18 protein-coding genes and 1 tRNA gene are annotated in these 19,223 nt (G+C 52.0%); 16 read left to right on the top strand and 3 right to left on the bottom strand.

Translation table 11 applies throughout. The features are described from left to right. Positions 1-2: 2 nt before the first annotated feature. Genes ACY2RQ_RS06650 through pcaF form a run of 3 tightly spaced genes read left to right on the top strand, consistent with a single transcriptional unit; the run spans position 3 to position 3,621 of the window. Entirely contained in the window at positions 3-1,211 is a 1,209-nt protein-coding gene (locus tag ACY2RQ_RS06650) for an acyl-CoA dehydrogenase family protein (protein ID WP_490112180.1), read from the top strand. 8 nt (positions 1,212-1,219) lie between these two features. Next, entirely contained in the window at positions 1,220-2,410 is a 1,191-nt protein-coding gene (locus ACY2RQ_RS06655) for a CaiB/BaiF CoA transferase family protein (RefSeq protein ID WP_490112181.1), read from the top strand. A gap of 2 nt (positions 2,411-2,412) precedes the next feature. Further along, entirely contained in the window at positions 2,413-3,621 is a 1,209-nt protein-coding gene (pcaF, locus tag ACY2RQ_RS06660; protein WP_490112182.1) for a 3-oxoadipyl-CoA thiolase, read from the top strand. A gap of 59 nt (positions 3,622-3,680) precedes the next feature. On the opposite strand, the gene ACY2RQ_RS06665 is transcribed toward pcaF, so the two are convergent. Next, positions 3,681-4,631 (bottom strand): Bug family tripartite tricarboxylate transporter substrate binding protein, encoded by a 951-nt coding sequence (locus ACY2RQ_RS06665; protein WP_490112183.1) that lies wholly within the window; start codon positions 4,629-4,631, stop codon positions 3,681-3,683. Between the two features lie 315 nt (positions 4,632-4,946). Between ACY2RQ_RS06665 and ACY2RQ_RS06670 the strand changes: the two genes are divergently transcribed. Beyond that, positions 4,947-6,002, top strand: a complete 1,056-nt coding sequence (locus ACY2RQ_RS06670; RefSeq protein ID WP_490112184.1) for a porin — start codon at positions 4,947-4,949, stop codon at positions 6,000-6,002. A gap of 217 nt (positions 6,003-6,219) precedes the next feature. On the opposite strand, the gene ACY2RQ_RS06675 is transcribed toward ACY2RQ_RS06670, so the two are convergent. Continuing rightward, positions 6,220-6,296 (bottom strand) — tRNA-Pro (locus ACY2RQ_RS06675). Between the two features lie 144 nt (positions 6,297-6,440). Here ACY2RQ_RS06675 and ACY2RQ_RS06680 point away from each other — a divergent pair. The 5 genes from ACY2RQ_RS06680 to ACY2RQ_RS06700 all read left to right on the top strand — a co-directional run bounded on the left by ACY2RQ_RS06680 (position 6,441) and on the right by ACY2RQ_RS06700 (position 11,828). Further along, on the top strand, positions 6,441-7,499 hold the full coding sequence (locus ACY2RQ_RS06680) for an SGNH/GDSL hydrolase family protein (protein WP_490112185.1): 1,059 nt from the start codon (positions 6,441-6,443) through the stop codon (positions 7,497-7,499). 343 nt (positions 7,500-7,842) lie between these two features. After that, positions 7,843-9,297 carry a Na+/H+ antiporter NhaC gene (gene nhaC, locus ACY2RQ_RS06685; RefSeq protein ID WP_490112186.1) on the top strand — a complete coding sequence of 485 codons (1,455 nt, stop codon included), beginning with the start codon at positions 7,843-7,845 and terminating at the stop codon, positions 9,295-9,297. 91 nt (positions 9,298-9,388) lie between these two features. Next, positions 9,389-10,249, top strand: a complete 861-nt coding sequence (locus ACY2RQ_RS06690) for a CvfB family protein (RefSeq protein WP_490112187.1) — start codon at positions 9,389-9,391, stop codon at positions 10,247-10,249. 20 nt (positions 10,250-10,269) lie between these two features. Then, positions 10,270-10,941 (top strand): peptidylprolyl isomerase, encoded by a 672-nt coding sequence (locus ACY2RQ_RS06695; RefSeq protein ID WP_490112188.1) that lies wholly within the window; start codon positions 10,270-10,272, stop codon positions 10,939-10,941. A gap of 236 nt (positions 10,942-11,177) precedes the next feature. Beyond that, positions 11,178-11,828, top strand: a complete 651-nt coding sequence (locus ACY2RQ_RS06700) for a hypothetical protein (RefSeq protein WP_490112189.1) — start codon at positions 11,178-11,180, stop codon at positions 11,826-11,828. A 14-nt stretch (positions 11,829-11,842) separates the two neighbouring features. Here the strand turns inward: ACY2RQ_RS06700 and ACY2RQ_RS06705 are convergent, their stop codons facing one another. Then, complete coding sequence (locus tag ACY2RQ_RS06705; RefSeq protein ID WP_490112190.1) at positions 11,843-12,427, bottom strand: lysophospholipid acyltransferase family protein; 585 nt, start codon at positions 12,425-12,427, stop codon at positions 11,843-11,845. Positions 12,428-12,625: 198 nt separating this feature from the next. Here ACY2RQ_RS06705 and ACY2RQ_RS06710 point away from each other — a divergent pair, with 198 nt between their 5' ends. The 7 genes from ACY2RQ_RS06710 to ppnP all read left to right on the top strand — a co-directional run bounded on the left by ACY2RQ_RS06710 (position 12,626) and on the right by ppnP (position 19,146). Continuing rightward, a complete protein-coding gene (locus ACY2RQ_RS06710) occupies positions 12,626-14,182 on the top strand; it encodes a long-chain-fatty-acid--CoA ligase (RefSeq protein WP_490112191.1) in 1,557 nt (518 codons plus the stop codon). Positions 14,183-14,512: 330 nt separating this feature from the next. After that, a complete protein-coding gene (locus tag ACY2RQ_RS06715) occupies positions 14,513-14,716 on the top strand; it encodes a hypothetical protein (protein ID WP_490112192.1) in 204 nt (67 codons plus the stop codon). A gap of 219 nt (positions 14,717-14,935) precedes the next feature. Beyond that, positions 14,936-15,877, top strand: coding sequence for a tetratricopeptide repeat protein (locus ACY2RQ_RS06720; RefSeq protein ID WP_490112193.1), 942 nt, complete (start codon positions 14,936-14,938; stop codon positions 15,875-15,877). A 338-nt stretch (positions 15,878-16,215) separates the two neighbouring features. Beyond that, entirely contained in the window at positions 16,216-16,989 is a 774-nt protein-coding gene (locus ACY2RQ_RS06725) for a 5-oxoprolinase subunit PxpA (protein WP_490112194.1), read from the top strand. After that, entirely contained in the window at positions 16,986-17,687 is a 702-nt protein-coding gene (pxpB, locus tag ACY2RQ_RS06730; RefSeq protein WP_490112195.1) for a 5-oxoprolinase subunit PxpB, read from the top strand. Before ACY2RQ_RS06725 ends, pxpB begins: the two co-directional genes overlap by 4 nt. After that, positions 17,684-18,616, top strand: coding sequence for a 5-oxoprolinase subunit C family protein (locus tag ACY2RQ_RS06735; protein WP_490112196.1), 933 nt, complete (start codon positions 17,684-17,686; stop codon positions 18,614-18,616). The genes pxpB and ACY2RQ_RS06735 overlap by 4 nt, the downstream gene beginning before the upstream one ends. Positions 18,617-18,828: 212 nt before the next feature. Next, entirely contained in the window at positions 18,829-19,146 is a 318-nt protein-coding gene (gene ppnP, locus ACY2RQ_RS06740; protein ID WP_490112197.1) for a pyrimidine/purine nucleoside phosphorylase, read from the top strand. The last annotated feature ends 77 nt before the right edge of the window (positions 19,147-19,223 follow it).

A 19,223-nucleotide genomic window follows, 5' to 3' on the forward strand; every position in this document is an offset into this window, starting at 1 on the left:
AAATGAAACTGAACAAAGCCAATGCCGGAATTCCGGATGCTGAGTTTGCCGCCCTGCGACAGACCATGCACGACTTTATCTATAACGAGCTGATTCCCCTGGAGAAAGAGCAGGGACTGACCCCGGAGACCTGCTTCAGCCGGGAACAACTGGAACGAATCTGGAAACGCTCCCACGAGCTGGGTATTTACGGCTGCAACCTACCGAAGGAGTTTGGCGGGCTGGGCCTTTCCATCAGCCAGCTCTGTATCCTGAAAGAGGACGCTACCCACTCCAATGCCGCCCTCTACGGCTGTGTACTGGGTGAGAACGGCGGCCCTATGCGTATCGGATATATCCTTGGCCAGGCCACCCAGGAGCAACTGGACGAATACTTCCTGCCCACCGGCCGTGGTGAGCGTGCCGGCTGTTTTGCCCTGACCGAGCCTCAGGCCGGTTCCGATGCCACCCGCATTCAGACCCGTGCGGTCAAAGACGGCGATGACTATTTAATTACCGGACACAAGCGTTTTATCACCGCCTCCCGCACCGCTGACTACGCCATTGTCATGGCCGTCACCGATCCGGAGAAAGGTACCGATGGTGTTACCGCTTTTCTGGTAGATGCCAAGTCGGATGGTTATGAGATTGCTGGCGAATACCTGCCCATGTCCGGCCAGCATATCGATAATGATATTCACCTGAATAACGTCCGTGTACCGGCCCGTAATATTCTGGGTGGTCTGGGCAACGGCTTTAAGCTGGGTATGGGCCGCATCAATATCAACCGTCTGCTGCAGTGCCCCACTATGTTGGGTCATGCACAGTTCGCCTTTGAACGGGCAGTGGATTACGCCAACCGCCGGGAGCAGTTCGGTGGCCCGATTGCCCGGTTCCAGGCCATTCAGCATATGCTGGCGGATATGCAGACCAGTCTCTATGCCTGCCGCAGTATGATTGAAGCCACTGCCGCCAAGGCCGACCGTGGCGAAGATATTCGCAATGAAGCCTCCATGTGCAAGGTTTTCGTCGGTGAAAACGCCTTCCAGATTGCCGACAAGTCTGTACAGATCCATGGTTCTGTCGGTATGACTCAAGGTGACCCGGTGGAGTGGGTGTTCCGTCGTCTGCGTATGTTCCGGGTGCTGACCGGCTCCAGCGAAGTGCAGCGCAACACCATCGCCAAGGGCATTAATAAAGCCTGGAAAACCGCCAACCAGACCGAAGTCTGAGGCCATCGATGAATAACATGATGAACAATAACTGGTCGTTCCTGCACAATATCCGCATTATCGATATGTCACGTCTTCTGCCTGGGCCGATGACCACCCAGCTGCTGGCTGATCTGGGCGCAGAAGTGATCAAGATTGAAGAACCGAAAGAAGGCGACACAGGTCGAGTGCTGGGTAAAGATATGTTTGCCCGCCTGAACCGCAACAAGAAGTCTTTGACGGTGAACCTGAAAACCGAAGAGGGCAAAGATATCCTGCGCCAGCTGCTGGCCAGTGCCGACTGCCTGGTAGAAAGCTTTCGCCCCGGTGCCATGGAACGCCTCGGTTTTTCCTACGAACAGGTGAAAGAGATCAACCCCAGCCTGGTATACTGCTCCCTGAGTGGTTACGGCCAGACCGGTCCCTACGCTAACCGTGCCGGCCACGATATCGACTTTCTGGCTCTGTCCGGCTACTTCGGCGTTCCTTCTCAGGTGAATGACAAGATAGCCCGCCCCAAGGTGCGCCTCAGCGACTATGCCGGTGCCATGTATGCCGCCCTCTCCCTGAGCGTGGCCCTGGCCAGCGCCAAACAGTCCGGCGTGGGTCAGTACCTGGATGTGGCGATTCTGGATGCCATCAGTGCCTGGTCTGCCCCGCTGCTGCGGGTGGCCCATGAAGTCTGCGAAGGCGACCCTGATCGTATGCCTTTTGTAATGCCCGATAACGATATCTTCACTACCGCAGATGGTGAGCATCTGGCGATTGGCCTGTTTGAGAACAAGTTCTGGAAACAGATGGTGGAACTGCTGTCTGAAGAGTTCCCTGCCCTTGCTGACCCACGCTTTGCTAACACTAAACTGCGCAACCAGCATAAACAGGAAGTGAATGACCTGCTCTCCGAGGTGTTTGCCAGCAAAACCCTGGCCCAGTGGGATGAGCTGTTCAGTCCCACCGACCTGCCATGGGCACCGGTATTACGGGATATGCGCTTCTTTGACGACCCCCATATTCAGGCACGCGGCCTGATGCGTTCTCTACCCAGCCATGACGGTAAAGATGAAACCTTCCAGGTACGCTACCCGGTGAAATTCTCTGCCGGTCTGGATGATCTGCGCCTGCCTCCCCCTAATAAAGGCGAGCACACCGATGAGCTGCTGGAAGGCCTGGGGCTGGATCAGGATGCTATCGCAAAGCTACGCAACCAGGAGATTATCTGACCATGGCCGAAGCTTATATCTGCGACGGTGTTCGCACAGCCTTTGGCCGCTACGGCGGCAGCCTGGCCAGCGTACGCACCGATGATCTGGGTGCCGTTCCTCTTAAAGCCCTGATGGAACGCCACCCTGAACTGAACTGGAAACAGCTGGACGATGTCGTTTACGGCAATGCCAACCAAGCCGGCGAAGATAACCGTAATATCGCCCGTATGTCCGCCCTGCTGGCGGGTCTGCCCTGTGATGTGTCCGGTTCCACCGTCAACCGCCTGTGTGGTTCCGGTATGGATGCTATTGGAACCGCGGCCCGGGCCATTAAATCCGGCGAGGCGGAGTTAATGATTGCCGGTGGCTGTGAGTCCATGTCCCGTGCTCCTTTTGTGATGGGCAAGGCGGAAACAGCCTTCTCCCGTACCCCTAACGGCCTTTACGACACCACTATTGGCTGGCGTTTTATCAATCCGAAAATGGAACAGACCTACGGTGTGGACTCCATGCCGGAAACCGCCGAGAACATTGCCGAGCAATTCAACATCAGCCGGGAAGATCAGGATCGTTTCGCTCTGGTTAGCCAGCAGAAAGCGTCAGTGGCCCAGGAAGCCGGTCGTTTTCGACAGGAGATAGTTCCGGTCACCATTCCTCAACGCCGGGGAGAGGCGGTAGTTGTTGACCAGGATGAACACCTGCGCCCGGACACAACTCTTGAGGCACTGGCCAAGCTGAAAACCCCGTTTCGGTCGGGTGGTACAGTCACCGCCGGTAATGCTTCTGGCGTTAACGATGGCGCGGCAGCACTGCTGCTGGCCAGTGGCTCAGCTGTTGAGCAGTATGGTTTGAAGCCCAGAGCCAGAATCGCTGGTATGGCCTGTGCCGGCCTGGAGCCCCGTATTATGGGTTATGGTCCGGTGCTGGCGGTACAGAAGCTACTGAAGCGTACCGGACTGTCCCTGGAGCAAATGGATGTGATTGAGCTGAATGAGGCCTTCGCCTCCCAGAGTCTGGCCTGTGTGCGGGGACTGGGACTGGCGGACGACGATACCCGGGTAAATCCCAACGGTGGGGCTATTGCCCTTGGTCACCCTCTGGGAGCCAGTGGTGCACGGCTGGTACTGACGGCTCTGCATCAGCTGGAACAGACCGATGGCCGTTATGCCCTGTGCAGCATGTGTATCGGTGTCGGTCAGGGTATTGCACTGGTTATTGAGAGGATGTAATTCGCCTTTCTCAAGATATAAAAAAACCGGCTTTCGCCGGTTTTTTTATATCTTGAATGTTACTTCGTGTTGACCAAAGGCTTCCAGGTGTCACGCATATTGGCGATCAACTTCTCGCTTTCACCGGCATCCAGGCTGCTGCCGGGCAGGCCAGAGTTATTCAGCACCTGCAGATAACGCTTATCTTTGGCCGCTTCAGTAAAGGCTGCGGACAGCTTCTGCACAGTATCGTCACTCAGGCGATTCGGAGCCATAACCACAATGGGGCTGGAGACCTTAGAGAACTCCACACCCAGCTCTGCAGCGGTGGGAATGTCCGGTACCGCCGGGTGACGTTCGTCGGACAGCACCGCCAGCTGGCGAATATCTTTTTCAAAACCACGGCCAAGGTGGGCACCCATTACCGCAAAGTCCACCTGACCACTGATCAGCGCAGAACGTACGCCGGCACCGCCTTTAAAGGGAATATCCTTGGCTTTCAGGTCATTCTTCTGTATCAGGCCAACACCGGCCACATGCCAGGTATTACCACGGCCGGTATGGCCCCAGCGCAGGCTGCCGTTTTCCTTCAGCTTCGCAATCAGCTGATCCAGGGTTTTAATATCGGAACTGGCCGGAACGAACAAACCAGCAGTCAGCTCACCAATCGTCGCTACCTGCTTAAAGTCCTTGCTGGACACTACCTGAGGTTTGGCCAGGTTACGCAGTACCATGGAACCTGCCGAGGCCAGATAGAGGGCGTAGCCATTGGGCGGCTGACTGGCCACAAACCGACCGCCGATCAGGCCACCAGCGCCAGGCTTGTTCACCACCACCAAAGGCTGATCATTCAGGTACTCAGGTGCGACCTTGGACAATGCGCGGGCATAGGAGTCCACACCACCACCAACCTTGTAGCCCACAACCATATTAATAGGACGTGTAGGAAACTCTGCTGCCAGGGAAACGACTGAAGACACTGCCAGAGCGACAGCTGTCGTAAAAGATGTAATTCGGGAACGGTATTTCATAGCTTGCCTCTGAATTATTTTTGTAATGGCTCAAGTAGAAGCATTTAATATCCATTTTCACCATAACAAACACAGAGACACTGCAAGAAATAGTATATTCATATTCTGGCTATCTTTTTTTTATATACACATAAAAAGAAAAAATCTGGACAGAAAACTGCCTGATCTACCACTAACTTCCTGTCCATTCCGCTATAAAAAAACGATATAGCAGCAATAGAAATACTGTCTTTCCTTACGTCAAACCTCTCCTGATAGGATTTCGACCGATGCTCAAACATTAATAAAAACAGTAAATAACAGCAGATACGCATTATGAAAATAAAAACAGCTATTGGCTCGCTGGCTCTTCTTACATCGGGTTATTCCCAGGCCGCAGAAATTCAGATTCCAGATATAGACCTTAATTTCTATGGCCATATCAATCAGGCTTTAATGATTGTCGATAATGGTGATAAAAATGAAACCTATTTTGTCGACAACACCAACAGTGCAACAAGGCTGGGTATTAAACCCTCCTATAAATTCAGTGATAAACTGACGGTTGGTGCCCATATAGAGTACCAGTGGCAGTCCAACCCCTCCAATAAAGTTAAGCCTTCAGAAAAATCAATCAAAGGAGAATTCAAAGAAAGACATCTCAATGTCTTTGTTAAAGTCCCCTTCGGTAAATTATCCCTGGGTCAGGGCGATGGCGCAGCCAATGGTAATGTGGAACGCGACCTTTCCGGTACAAAAGTCATTGCTTTTACCAATCCGTCACTATTGGGTGGTGCCAGCACTTTTGGCAATTCAACAATAACATTGAGTAAAGCCATTACCGATCAGGATTTTGAAAGCCGCTATAAACGTCTACGTTATGATTCCCCCTCCCTGGGGCCTGCAGTTATTTCTGTCAGCCGCGGCGTGAAAGACAATAATGATGTCACCGAACTGGGGGTTCGCAGCAAATTCTCTCTGAATGGTAAGCTGGTAGCCGCTGCCGGTTTCTCCAACGAGAACAAGGGAGGTGTAACCGGAGACGAAAAAACCATTGGCGGCTCTGTCTCCTGGCTGCATACCAGCGGTTTTAACCTGACCGGTGCAATTTCCCGGGTCAGTGACAGCAACAAAGCCAACCCGGACTCTACCTTCAAATCCGTTAAAGTGGGTTATAAGAAAGGTAATCACGCAGTTTCTCTCACCTACTCTCTGGGCGATGACTTCGTTAAGAAAGGTGATAAAGCACGCAGTGTTCAGGCAGGCTACGTCTACACCCCCTATAAAATGATCGATCTGTATGCCGGATATGCCCACCATTCCTTGGATCGTTCCGGTTCCAGTTTTGATGATATTACCGTTGCCACCACAGGCATCCGTTTTAAATTCTGAGCTTTACTTTCCTGCCCATGCTTGTGACTCCTCTCATGGGATTTTTCAGCGCCTTTATGGCGCTGCTTTTTTTGAGGCCCTGAAGTCGTTGTTCTGGCACGCCAGATGTTTTCACCCTTAACTATCTGGCTCACTACATGCTCTGTATAACAGCCACGCAAAAAACCGCAACCTCTTGAATCTGAACCAGATAAAAGATGGTTACGGTTTCTGTATTTGGTCGGCGAGAGAGGATTTGAACCTCCGACCCCAACAACCCGAATGTTGTGCGCTACCAGGCTGCGCTACTCGCCGAATGACCGACGTGGCGCAGTGTCCTGCGTCGATGCGGAGCGCATACTACATATTCGTTATGGTTAATGCAACACGCTGCCCCGACCCCGCCGGCAGAATGAACTAGACTTGCCAACATTAACCTCCGTTCCAGATGTACTACCCATGATTCTCTTTCCCACCAATATCATCCGTTATTGCAGTTTCTTCTGTCTACTAATGCTGCTCTGCCTGAGCACAATTGCCAGAACGGAGCAGCCGAACTTTAACCGCCTGCTGGTGTTTGGGGACAGCCTGTTCGACGGTAACAATATGCACAGGCTCTCGCCCGATGAAATAGCACCAGCCCCCTGGTACCACAACGGAAATTACACCAACGGGGATGTTATGCCCGGATACCTGGCCCGGTTGGCCAATACTCTGGGCTTTACCATGGAATATCATAACTATGCCCGTGGTGGTGCCATGACCATTCGCAGCGGTTCCACAAATCCCATGTTTGCCGGTATACCCCTGCTGCAGAAAACCTACTCGGTCATGGAGCAAGTCTCCCTTGCCCCCGGACCATTTACAGATAAAGATCTGGTTTTCATTAACGGTGGTGTAGATAACCTGATGAACGTGGTTTTACACCTGGGTATCAGCAGCCTGCCGGATCTTCAGGTCGCCAAAGACCTTACAGAAATTACCGCTACCACTCTCGCCAAAGGCGCACGACATATTGTTGTGTTTAATATTCCCTCCCTTGAAGTCAGTCCCCTGGTCACCTCGACCGGGCACGCCTGGCCCCTTCGCTACTTTGGTTTTATAACCAAATATGTTCTGGGATGGCTGGCTCGCCATGAAAACCGCAAACTGGCGGATAATATTGCGGGCCTGCGCAAGGAATATCCCCAAGCCCGTATCTGGTTATATGACTCTTATACCAGGGGGAAAGACGCGAAGCAGAGTGGCAGGATTACTGTTGCCGGACAGACCTATACTTTCGCAGATACCACAACCCCCTGCCTGACAATGAACGATGGCTTCCCGGCCTTTGGCTATTTCCCCGCCATGGCATTCCCTTCCGGGCTCTCTACTGTTCTGAACCTGTGCTCCAACCCTGAAGACCATATGTTCTTCGACAGCATGCATCCCAGTTCACGGACCAACTTTATCTTCGCTATGGATTTACTACAGCTGATTTTTGGTGAAAATGTAAACAACAAACAATTGGTCTGGTGATTTAATACGATGGATTTGCCATCGCAGTAGACCCTGATGATCTGCAGCACCTACGGTGAAACCGGCGAGTCTGCCTTGGATGCATGCTCTGAAAAGCTTTGTAGAACAAACCGGACTCTCTGTTTTCTGAGATGATTCCGGTTATAAACTCTGGCCAAACCGTCTGTCCCGCTGACATTTCCCGCCCTTCGACTGGCAGGAACACTGTTCATTCCCGATACTGGGTTGCATCACGCTGCCCGGGTATACCGATTATTAACAGATCGCTCTCAAGAATCTGCACTCCAGACTATGACTCATGGAGCGCCGCGCCCAGGTCTTTTTCACTGGACAGGAATATGCCATGAATCATAACCCGTCCCCTCCCACCATACCGCACACTTTGATCGTGCTGGGATCTTTCCTGTTTCTGGCCTGTACCTTTACCACTGTCCTGCACCTTCCGGTTCTACTCGCTCTGTTTATTGGCTGGTTTCTGGTGATCGGCCTCGGTCTGCGCCTGGGTTACAGGTATCGGGAACTGGAAGAAGCAGCCACATTCGGTATTTTTGAAGGCATGCCCGCCCTGCTGATTCTGTTCGCTGTGGGGGCCATGACCGGTGCCTGGATTACCGGAGGCATAGTACCTGGGATTATCTATTACGGCCTTGCTACCATTCATCCGGTGTTTTTCCTTCCTACCACTCTTTTGATCTGCTCCATTACGTCCCTTGCCACGGGCACATCCTGGGGAGCCGCCGGCACCGCCGGTATTGCCATGATGGGTATTGGGGAAGGTCTGGGCATTCCACCAGCCTTAACGGCGGGGGCGGTACTTTCCGGTGTGTACTTTGGTGACAAGTTGTCGCCTCTGTCCGACAGCGTACTGCTGGCATCGTCCACGTCCGGGGTGGAAATCCGCGCCCATATCAAAGGTATGCTGCCCATCAGCCTGAGTGCCTATGTTATAACGGCTCTGATGTTCACGATGACAGGGTTATATTTCAGCGGACAGCATAATCTGGAACATATCCACCAGATCATGTCCCTGCTGGACGCCCGGTTCACCGTCACGCCCCTGGCATTTCTCCCCCCTCTTGCCGTACTGTTGCTGCTGGCCTTCCGCAAACCAGCCTTTCCTGTGATTGCCTTTGCCAGCCTGCTTGGCCTGGTGTTCGCAGTGATTCTCCAGGGTTCCCCTGTACCCGAAGCGATCAGAAGCTTCTGGAAGGTACCGGCTCTGCATACGGACATAGAGTTTATCGACAACCTGCTAAGCCGGGGAGGTATGCAGGATATTATGGAATCAGTCGCCATGATTACTTTCGGCCTGGGCTTTGGCAGCCTGCTGGTAAAGGTGGGCATTGTCGATATGCTGGCGGGAAAAATGAAAGAATTCATAAATAACGAAGCCCGATTAACCGGCTGTACTCTTCTCACTGCTTTCCTTGGCAACATGCTGGGCAGCGCTATGTATGTTTCATTGATTCTGACCACTAAACTGATGAGCAGTACCAGTGATGCCCTGGGAGCGGACAGGCGTCTGTTGTCCCGTAATACCGAGTTTGGCGGCACCCTTACCTCTGGCATGGTGCCCTGGAGCGACAACGGAATATTTATGAGCAGCATTCTCGGCGTCAGTACACTGAGTTACCTGCCTTTTATGTGGTTGTCCTGGATTGCTATCGGACTCGCATTCTGTGTCTCTTTATATCGCACCAAGCAGGGCACAACCACTACCTTTTCCGACAACAGTGATACCAGCCATCTACAGAACAACTCTCTGCTGGCCAAGAAGCAGCCCTGTGAGCCGTCTTGAGCAAGTATTCAAAACGGGAAAGACCACGGCTTTCCGGTCTGACCTGCGGGCGCTATAATCCGCGGCCATTTCCCTTGCCGATACAGCCACCATGAACACGACCGACACCCTTCTTCACATAAAGATTGGCCATTGGAACACCCTGGAAGTTATCCGGGAAAAGGAGTTCGGCGTTTTTCTGGAAGGTGGACAGTATGTCGATATTCTTCTGCCCCGGCGTTATGTCCCGGAAAACTGCCAGCCCGGGGATAAACTCAAGGTATTTATTTACCTCGACTCCAACGACGATGTTATTGCCACCACAGAGCAGCCACTGGCCACCCTGGATCAGTTCGCCTGCCTGAAAGTGGAAGAGGTCAACAAAGTCGGCGCGTTTCTGGACTGGGGCCTGCCCAAACAGCTTCTGGTTCCCTTCAGCGAACAGAAAAACCCCCTGCGCCCGGGCCAGTGCTGCGTTGTTTATATTTATCAGGAAGAGCGCAACTGGCGCATCGTCGCTTCAACCAAGATCGACAAGTTCCTGGACAGCAACCCCCGCTACCACCATGGCGATGAAGTCTCCCTGCTGATCTGCGACCGTACCGATATTGGTTACACCGCTATTATCAACAACAAGCATTTTGGAGTACTTTTCCATGGCGAACTGGAACGCCCGGTACGCATGGGAGACAGGGTTACAGGTTATATCAAACGGGTCAGGGCGGACAAAAAAATCGACCTGTCCCTGGAAAAGCCCAGCAACTACCGCTCAACCGACCTGGGCGGGCAGATTGTCGCAGTCCTGAAGAAGAACAAAGGTTTCCTGCCCCTTCACGACAAGAGCACCCCGAAGGAAATCAGCCAGTATTTCAAAACCAGTAAAAGAGCTTTTAAAATGGCGATTGGCGGACTCTACAAAGAGCGGAAAATCACCATTGAAGACAAGGGCATCCGCCTGCTGGATAAACACTAATCACCTAACTCAGGTTATTTATGGAACAGACTATGCGCACCCTTCGTACCGTTGTTTTCGGCCTTGTGGCCAGTATGTTCGCCATCTCTGCCCTTGCAGCGGAAAATGCCACACCTTCCCAGAGAACGGCTGATGCAAAAGCTTCAACTGTCAAAGTGGTAAATCCCCAGGTAACCATGGACACCAGCAAGGGGAAAATCGTTATCGAGCTGAATAAGGAAAAAGCGCCGGTAACGGTCAGAAACTTCCTGGAATACGTGAACAGTGACTTTTACAACGGCACTATTTTCCATCGTGTGATTCCCGGGTTTATGATTCAGGGCGGCGGCTTTAATAAGGATATGGGTCAAAAGAGCACCCAGGCTCCAATTCGCAACGAGTCCTTCAATAGTCTGCGCAACCTGCGGGGCACCATTGCAATGGCCCGTACTAATAACCCTGACAGCGCCACCAGCCAGTTCTTTATCAACCTGTCGGACAACAGCTGGCTGGACAGTACTCCTGGCAAGCCTGGCTACGCCGTTTTCGGCAAAGTCATCAGTGGGATGGATGTCGTTGACCAGATTGCCAAAGTGAAAACCGGTCGCAAGGGCCTGCACAATGATGTGCCTGAAGAACCCATTATTATTCGCGGGGTCACCGTGACCACACCAACAGGGGCCAGCAAAGATAAGGCCACACCCAATACATAGTCCTTTAAAGTGACTTTCCTGGCGGTTATGCCATTAACCGTGCCATAACTGTCACCACTTCGTCATCAGGGAAAAACGCCGTCACTTTCAAGGCCAGGGCTGTATCTACCCCAGGATCTGCCAGGGGGCGTGACTCTGCCAGCCAGTCTGACAGGCATGTTACCGGTTTATCGAAACAATTAGAGCAGGAGACTGCCTGAATTAATAATCACGGACAGATTTCAAGGAAGCAGATCATGGTAAAGGCTCAAGGCGTACGGGTCCCCTCCCCCGAAATTCCCGTGACAGGGGAAGGCAGAGGCGCAATCCCCACAGGCCAATGGAACAAGCGTGTGGTGACGCCACTGTCTGTAGTCAGAAGCACACTGATCTTATCACTGGCGTCTTTTGTCGCCTACCAGATGTATCCATACACCCGGGCCTTACTGCCCCAGGACAATAACACTACTTCGACCATGGCGTATGCTTTAAAAATCTGCATCTGCTCACTCTCATCCTGGCTGACCAGTATTTTTTCTTCCCGTTGGCTGATTGAGACCAAGATTCTGCCGGATCGTCGGATTAAGCCTGAGCATCAGTTTATCCAACCTGCATCAGCGCCACAGGAAACTAAACAACCGGTGAAAATTTCTGCCTCTGCAGACACCGACCCTGTTGTAGAAAATGCGCCTGAAAACAGCCCCCAGGAAAATCCAATGGCAAGCTGGCAGCAATTGCAGCGCGCTACCTGTGAGAGAGAAGCAAAATACTGCACAACTGTCCCTTACCCAGTGGCGAGCCCCAGGAGGCCCGCTGGTTCAAGGACGTTGATGTCACCTGTCATGATGCACTATCACATGCAGCTGCAAAGCCCTCATAAGTTGGATACCCTGCTGTTGCGCACCTGAGTCACAGCAGCAAATTAAGCGGTACTATCGTGATGGGCACGCTTACCGGTAATGTTCCGGTAGAAATACTTAAGTTTCTCCAAGTCTTTATCGTAATTCCCGGAAGGGAAAAACATAGGGCCAATCCCACCAACCTTGTGCTTGAAGTCCAGGTAACCCTGGGCAATTGGCACACCGGCATCAGCGGCCACATGGTAAAAACCACTCTTCCACTTCTGCACTTTGCTGCGGGTACCTTCGGGGGGAATGGCAACTACCAGCTCCTGGCAGCGGTTAAATTCATCCACCATCTGCTGTACCAGACCATTGCTCTTGCTGCGCTCTACGGGAATCCCCCCCAGCCAGCGCATAATCGGACCCATAGGTCCACGGAACAGTGAGGCTTTGCCCATCCAGAACAGTTTTATCCTGAGGCGAAACGCCACAGCAAGAGTGACAGGAAAATCCCAGTTACTGGTGTGGGGCACCGCAATCAGGACATATTTTTTCTCTGTGGGGGCCTTGCCCTCTACCTTCCAGCCGGTCAGTTTCAGGGCCACCCAGCAGATCATCCGAAAAGCCTGTGCCACCACCGGTGTATCAAAAATCGTGCGTCGCATACTTCTATTTATTGTGACCCAAGAAAAGAGAGATGAATTATATATCTTGCTCCCCTGCTCTTTCTGTGACATTTAGTTACATAATAATCAACATTATTGACATAGCCCATCCCACCGGTTATGAATTGGTCAGCCGACACTAAAAACAACTATTGTCGCTTACCTCCCGAGTATAAAAATAATACGGAGTGTTTTCCCATGCGTCTTACCCAGGCCATAAACCGGAATGCCAGGAACCATCCGGACAAGGTCTCTACTATAGATGGAGACCGTATACGTACCTTTGCTGATACCAAAGACAGAATCGCCAGCCTTGCGGCGGGAGTGATCCGTCTGGACCTTCAGCCAGGTGACCGGGTCGCTATCCTGGCATTGAACTCTGACTACTATTATGAAATCTTCCATGCCACCCCCTGGGTTGGCGCTGTTATTGTCCCCCTGAATACCCGCTGGTCCCTGAAGGAAAATCTCTATGCCATGGAGGATTCCGGAAGCCGGTTCCTGTTTGTGGATGACAACTTTCTGGAGATGGGGCAAGCCATCGCGGCTGAGTGTCCCCAGCAGGTCACCCTGGTGTATATGGGCGACAAAGCACCGAAAGGTCTGCTCCATATGGAGGAGCTGATTGAATCCGCCGAACCCATGGAAGAAACCAACAGCGATGTCGACAGTCTGGTGGCCATTGTCTACACCGGGGGCACCACCGGATTCCCCAAAGGTGTTATGCTCTCACACAAGGCCATCTGGAGCAGCAGCATCAGTTGCTGTGTGTCCTGGAAGTTTGAGAAAGAACACCGCTATCTCCACGCCGCCCCCATGTTCCATATGGCTGACATCTGCGTGTCCGTCGCGGCCACAGCCATGGGCGACACCCATATCTTTATCCCGGGCTTTACTCCCGCTGGTGTGGTAAAAGCCATTGAGCACTACCAGATCACCAACGTTCTGCTCGTTCCCACCATGATCTCCATGCTGCTCACCGAGCCTTCTTTGGAAAATCATGATCTGAGCAGTCTGGAGCGGGTCTGTTACGGAGCGTCCCCCATTACCGAAGCTACCCTGCGCCTGGCCATGGAAAAGATCCCCAGCGCCAGCTTTGCCCAGATTTATGGCCAGAGTGAAATGGGGCCGGTTGTCACCCTGTTGTCCCCCGAAGATCACTGCTTCGATAAAGACAAGGTTCACCGTCTTCGCTCCGCCGGTCAGGCGATGATGGGCGTGGATATGAAAATCGTCGACGAACAGGGGAAAACCCTGCCCAGCGGCAAGATCGGGGAAATCATCGCCAGAAGCCCCGGCAATATGCTGGGCTACTGGAACAAGCCTGAACAGACCGAAAAAACTCTGGTGGATGGCTGGGTGTTTACCGGGGATGCCGGTTATGTGGATGAGGCCGGTTACCTGTTCCTGGTGGACAGAATCAAGGACATGATCGTGACCGGCGGCGAAAATGTCTTCTCCACGGAAGTGGAAAACGCCGTGGCCCGCCATGACGCCGTTCATGAAGTAGTGGTTCTGGGTATTCCCAGCGAGAAATGGGGTGAACAGGTCCATGCCATTGTCCGGCTGATGCCGGGTCAGAGCGTGGATGAGAAAACCCTGATCGCCCATTGCCACGAGTGGATTGCCGGGTACAAATGCCCCCGCAGTATTGAGTTCCGGGAAGAGCCATTCCCTATCACCGGAGCGGGCAAAATCCGCAAAGTCGATCTGCGCAAAACCTACTGGGATGACTCTGAACGTAGGGTTAACTAAGAGCCTTTGGCGATTCTGTTACCTGGGTGTTTCTGTTGGTGACACCCGGGTCACACTTCCAACATAATACTTTCACAATCTGGTAATACGTTCCCAGCATAATGCATTCAAAACGTAGCTGATGACAGGGGCGTTATATCTTTTTTGAAAAAACTGGCACAAGCCCTGCTACAAATCGTTATGAACTGTGGAGAGTTGATGATTCTCTATCATTTATCAACAAAAAATAACAGGCATATGGATATGCTAGCTCTGTCGCCTGCACATTTTTGGTACCTTTTTGCAGTAAATCGTAGCTTTAATTAATGGACCACTGCTTCCGGAGCCGTTATGAGCAAACCCCAAATCAATCATATGATCGCCTATCTGCAGCGTATCGGAGTCAAGCTGAACAGCCTTGACCCTCGTCGCGTAGAAGCCGAATACTTTCGCAAAATCTATAAGGTTCAACCGCGAGAGCAGGCTCTGAAAACAAATAGCCGCTCCACCGGGCAAAAAATCCCGGAGTCTTCCGCAAAGAGCCTGATTTCATAAATGATTGAAAAGAAATGAACGTGGGTACTGCAGTTTTATAGTGATGAAAACTGCGGCATTTTTTTGACCTGTATCCAGCTTTATCCCTCTTCCTGCCAGGACGCCCTGTCAACCCAGCCCGATACTGGCCACCCTCCTCCAGATAATTATTCAGCGTGCCCGCCTATGGCCGAAGGCTCTTACTCAGCCTTTTCCTCCTATGGCATAAGGAAGTTTGTTATGAAGCATGCTTTTTTGACCCTGTTTACCGTTTCCAGCCTGCTGTTATCCACCCTGTCGCCCCCGACTTTGGGTGACACCCACCAATGCCAGTCCCTGTTTCAAAGTAACAAACACGCCGATGCCCTGATCCAGTGCCGTTCAGCCGCCCAAAATGGTGATATGGAAGCAGCCTGGCTTCTTGGACAGATGAACAGCCAGGGGCTGGGCACCCGGAAGAACGAAACCAAAGCCCTGGACTGGTTTCGTCAGGCCGCCACCAGTGGTCATGCGGACTCCCAGTACAATCTGGCAGTGATGCTGGATATGGGCCAGGGAACAAAGGAAAACAATACCGCGGCTGTGAACTGGTACAACAAGGCCGCAGAGCAGGACCATATCCACGCCCAGCATAACCTGGCGCTGATGTATGCCCACGGCGAAGGGGTTGAACAGGATTACCAGACAGCCCTGAAGTGGACAAAGAAGGCCGCTAACAACGGCTTGGCCGAATCCCAGTACCTGATGGGACAGATGTACCGTGCCGGTGGTGAACTTGTGGAATCAGACCCCCAAAAAGCCCTGTCATGGTTTACCCGGGCGGGAGAGCAGGGCCATATTAAATCCCAGGTTATTCTCGGCCTGTCCTACGCCAAGGGCCTGGGTACCGATGTAAACCCGGATCAGGCCAAAGACTGGTCCCGTCAGGCGGCCTTTCAGGGCAGCCCCCAGGCCCAGTTTCTGCTGGGTATTCTTCATGCCCGGTACAGTGAAGATAACCAGGACCTGCAACAGGCCGCCGCCTGGCTGACAGTGGCTCTGGCAGCCGGATTCTCTGCGGCCATGGAACCTCTGCAAAAAGTGACCGTCCGGCTAAGCAAAGATGAATACCAGGAAGCCCAGGAAAGCGCTCAGGCTATTATTGATACCATTCGCCGCCAAAGACCCAGACAGGGGGCCTAAGCGGTTTTGAGTTACGAATAAAAGACTGACTGCTCACATAGTTATTAAAGCAGCAGGGGAAGCGCATTTCCCGATGGGGAATATAATTATCGCAGTAATAAGCGTAATACGCAGATGCCTGCTGTCCTGCACCCAAGGCCAGAAAAGCGAATAATAAAAGCCAGCATATCCCACATGTTTTTGCCTCCGATAATGAAACAAGGTCTTGTACAGCAAATGATAAGCGTGGTCTGCTCCAGGATCTCCAGGAGAAAAGGTTCCCACAGGCAGTATTGACAATTAAACATGTACGGGAAAAACAAGGTAAGCTATCCCGATACAAGCAGACCAGAAAACCAATGTCGGCTATGACTATACCGGAAAAACCAGGTAACAAACGCCTGTTGCTGAACTGCGATATGGGCGAAAGCTACGGCCCCTGGACAATGGGCATGGATAAACAGATTATGCCGTCTATTGATATGGCCAATATCGCCTGCGGCTTTCATGCTTCAGACCCGGACATCATGGCTCAGACTGTACGCTGGGCTGCAGCCAACCAGGTACAGGTTGGCGCGCATCCTGGTTACAACGACAAAACCGGTTTTGGACGTCGCTCTATTTCCCATACTCCGGAACAGATCACCAACCTGATTCTCTACCAGGCAGGAGCCCTGCAGGGTATCTGTTCACAGTCTGGAACAGATATCCGTTACATCAAACCCCATGGTGCCCTGTACCACGATATGATGAACCAGGAGCAGGTCTTTATCGCCATCCTGGCCGCTGCAGCCGCTCTACCCGGTAAGCCTGCTGTTATCATCCAGGCCATGGTTGATAACAGCCGTTACCAAACCCTCGCCAGTGAACATAATGTCCCACTTCTTTTTGAAGCCTTCGCCGACCGCGCCTATAACAATGCCGGGCAACTTGTTGCCCGCTCACAGCCCGGCGCTGTGTTCCATGATCCGAAACAAATCTGTCAACAGGTCAGGCAACTGCAGGAACAAGGCTCCTTAATGACTGTTGAGGGCAAAGAGCTTTCCCTGAAGGCAGACACCCTCTGTGTTCATGGGGACAACCCGGAATCCATGGCCATTATTCACCAGCTTCGGAAACTGCTTCTCTCATGATAGATATACAACCGGTTTCTGAGGACACGCTGATTATCTACCTGGCCAGAAAACCAGATCCGGAACTGTCGGTTTTTATTGGATTTATAAGTCAGAAAATCAGGACAGAACCCGAACTGAATCTTGTGGAAGTCATCCCCTCTTATATATCCGTATTTATCCAGTTTGATCTTCTCACCACCAGCTATAGTGCTGTCAGCCAGAAAATTCAGGCAATTATCAATTCTGAACGCAGCACGCAAATAAGCGACATTGGAAAACTGATAGAACTGCCCGCCTGTTATCACCCTGAGCTGGCACCGGATCTGGAACAGGCCCTGACCACAACAGGGATAGATGAAAAAGAATTTATCTCTCTCCATTCCGACCGCGAATACAGGGTGTGTGCCATAGGCTTCGCACCGGGTTTTGCCTTTCTTGGCAATATTAATGAGAAAATCGTCCTGCCCCGCCACGCCAGGCCCAGGGCAGAAGTTGCTGCTGGCAGTATTGGCATTGCTGGTATGCAGACGGCTGTTTATCCGGACACGTCCCCGGGGGGCTGGCAGATTATCGGCAACTGTCCCCTCCAGTTATTTAATCCGTCCAGACAGCCAATGTCGCCTTTTCAGGTAGGCGATCGTGTTCGTTTTACTCCAATCAATAGAAAAGAGTTTCAGGCCCTGAAACAAAACCGGAGTCACAGCAGTCAGTTATGAGTGAAGTCAGTGGGTTATCTGTGATTCAACCGGGTTTCCAGACCCTGATTCAGGACAGTGGTCGTAAGGGCGCTGGTTACCTTGGTCTGAGCCAGGGGGGCGCTGCTGATGAATTGGCCAGTCGCTGGGCCAATTACCTTGTGGGGAATTCCATTAACGACACCGTGGTTGAAATTATTCTGGGGCAGCTTGCTCTGCAGGCCCGGGGAAAAATAACCATTGCCCTTACCGGTGCGGATATGGCCGCCACCATCAATGATAGAAAGGCGGAGAACTGGTGCACTCATATACTGTCTGATGGAGATATTCTGCAGTTCAGCGGCGCACGTACGGGAGTATTCACTTACCTTGCCATTGCCGGTGGTATTGATATCAAACCCCAGCTGAACAGCACTTCCACTGTCGTACGTAATCGCCTGGGCGGTTTACATGGTGATCCCTTGCAAACCGATGACTTTATTCCCTGCCTCAATGCTGAAAAAGCTCCCGCCTTGATACGGCAGACACCCGTTCGTTATATTCCGAATTACCGGGAAGATCTTAATCTGCATATTATCGAAAGCTATCAGCATGACGAGTTTCCCAGCCGGATAAAAAACCAACTGTACTCCGGAGAATTTCAGATCAGCCAGCGCTCCAACCGTATGGGGTGCCAGCTTGAAGGCCCTGATCTCAGCCACACTCTTCCGGATCGCCCTTCAGAAGGCATCGCAGCCGGCGCAGTGCAGATTCCTGGAAGCGGCCAACCTCTGATTCTGCTCAGGGACCGGCAGACCATCGGCGGTTACCCAAAATTCGGGTGCATTATCCGGGAAGATATCAGTGCTCTGGCCCAACGCCGCCCGGGTGACCGGATTCATTTTATTCCCCTCTCTTCGGACAAAGCCAGGAAAAGGTGGCTGGCCTTTGAAACTTTCTTTGGACAATGAATTCTGCCCAAAAATTCAGTCAGCAAGCCTTTACAGATAAGCCTCCCGGAATAAACCGGGAGTCATTCTGTATCCCCGGTGATTAAGCAGATAAACCGTTGCACTGCCTTGGTTAATGGAAGCCGGGACTTTCTACGGTCTGACAATTGACTGACCGAAACAAGAGGGTATGCTTGCCTGCCAATACTCAACAACAATCATGAAGTTACCATATGAGCCAGTTTGAAAATGTCACCATAGCCAAAGCCGCTAATGTTTACTTTGATGGCAATGTCACCAGCCGTGCTATAACCTTCCCCAATGGTGAAATCAAAACTCTGGGCATTATGATGCCTGGCTCCTACAAGTTTGATACCTCTAAAAAAGAGCTGATGGAAATTACCAGCGGCTCTGTAGAAGTGCTGTTGCCGGAATCCTTTGAATGGCTGAAGGTGAATAGCGGGGAAAGCTTTGAAGTGCCGACCAATGCTGAGTTTAATATTCGGGTACTGACCCTGACTGATTATTGCTGCTCCTATCTCGATAATTAATACTTAGGCAGCGTTGCCTAACCCTGTCGTAAGCCCCGGTAACATATCTGGAGCTTACGGTAATGAAAACGGTCAGT

The sequence above is a fragment of the Parendozoicomonas sp. 209JJ7-1 genome, from assembly GCF_058147085.1.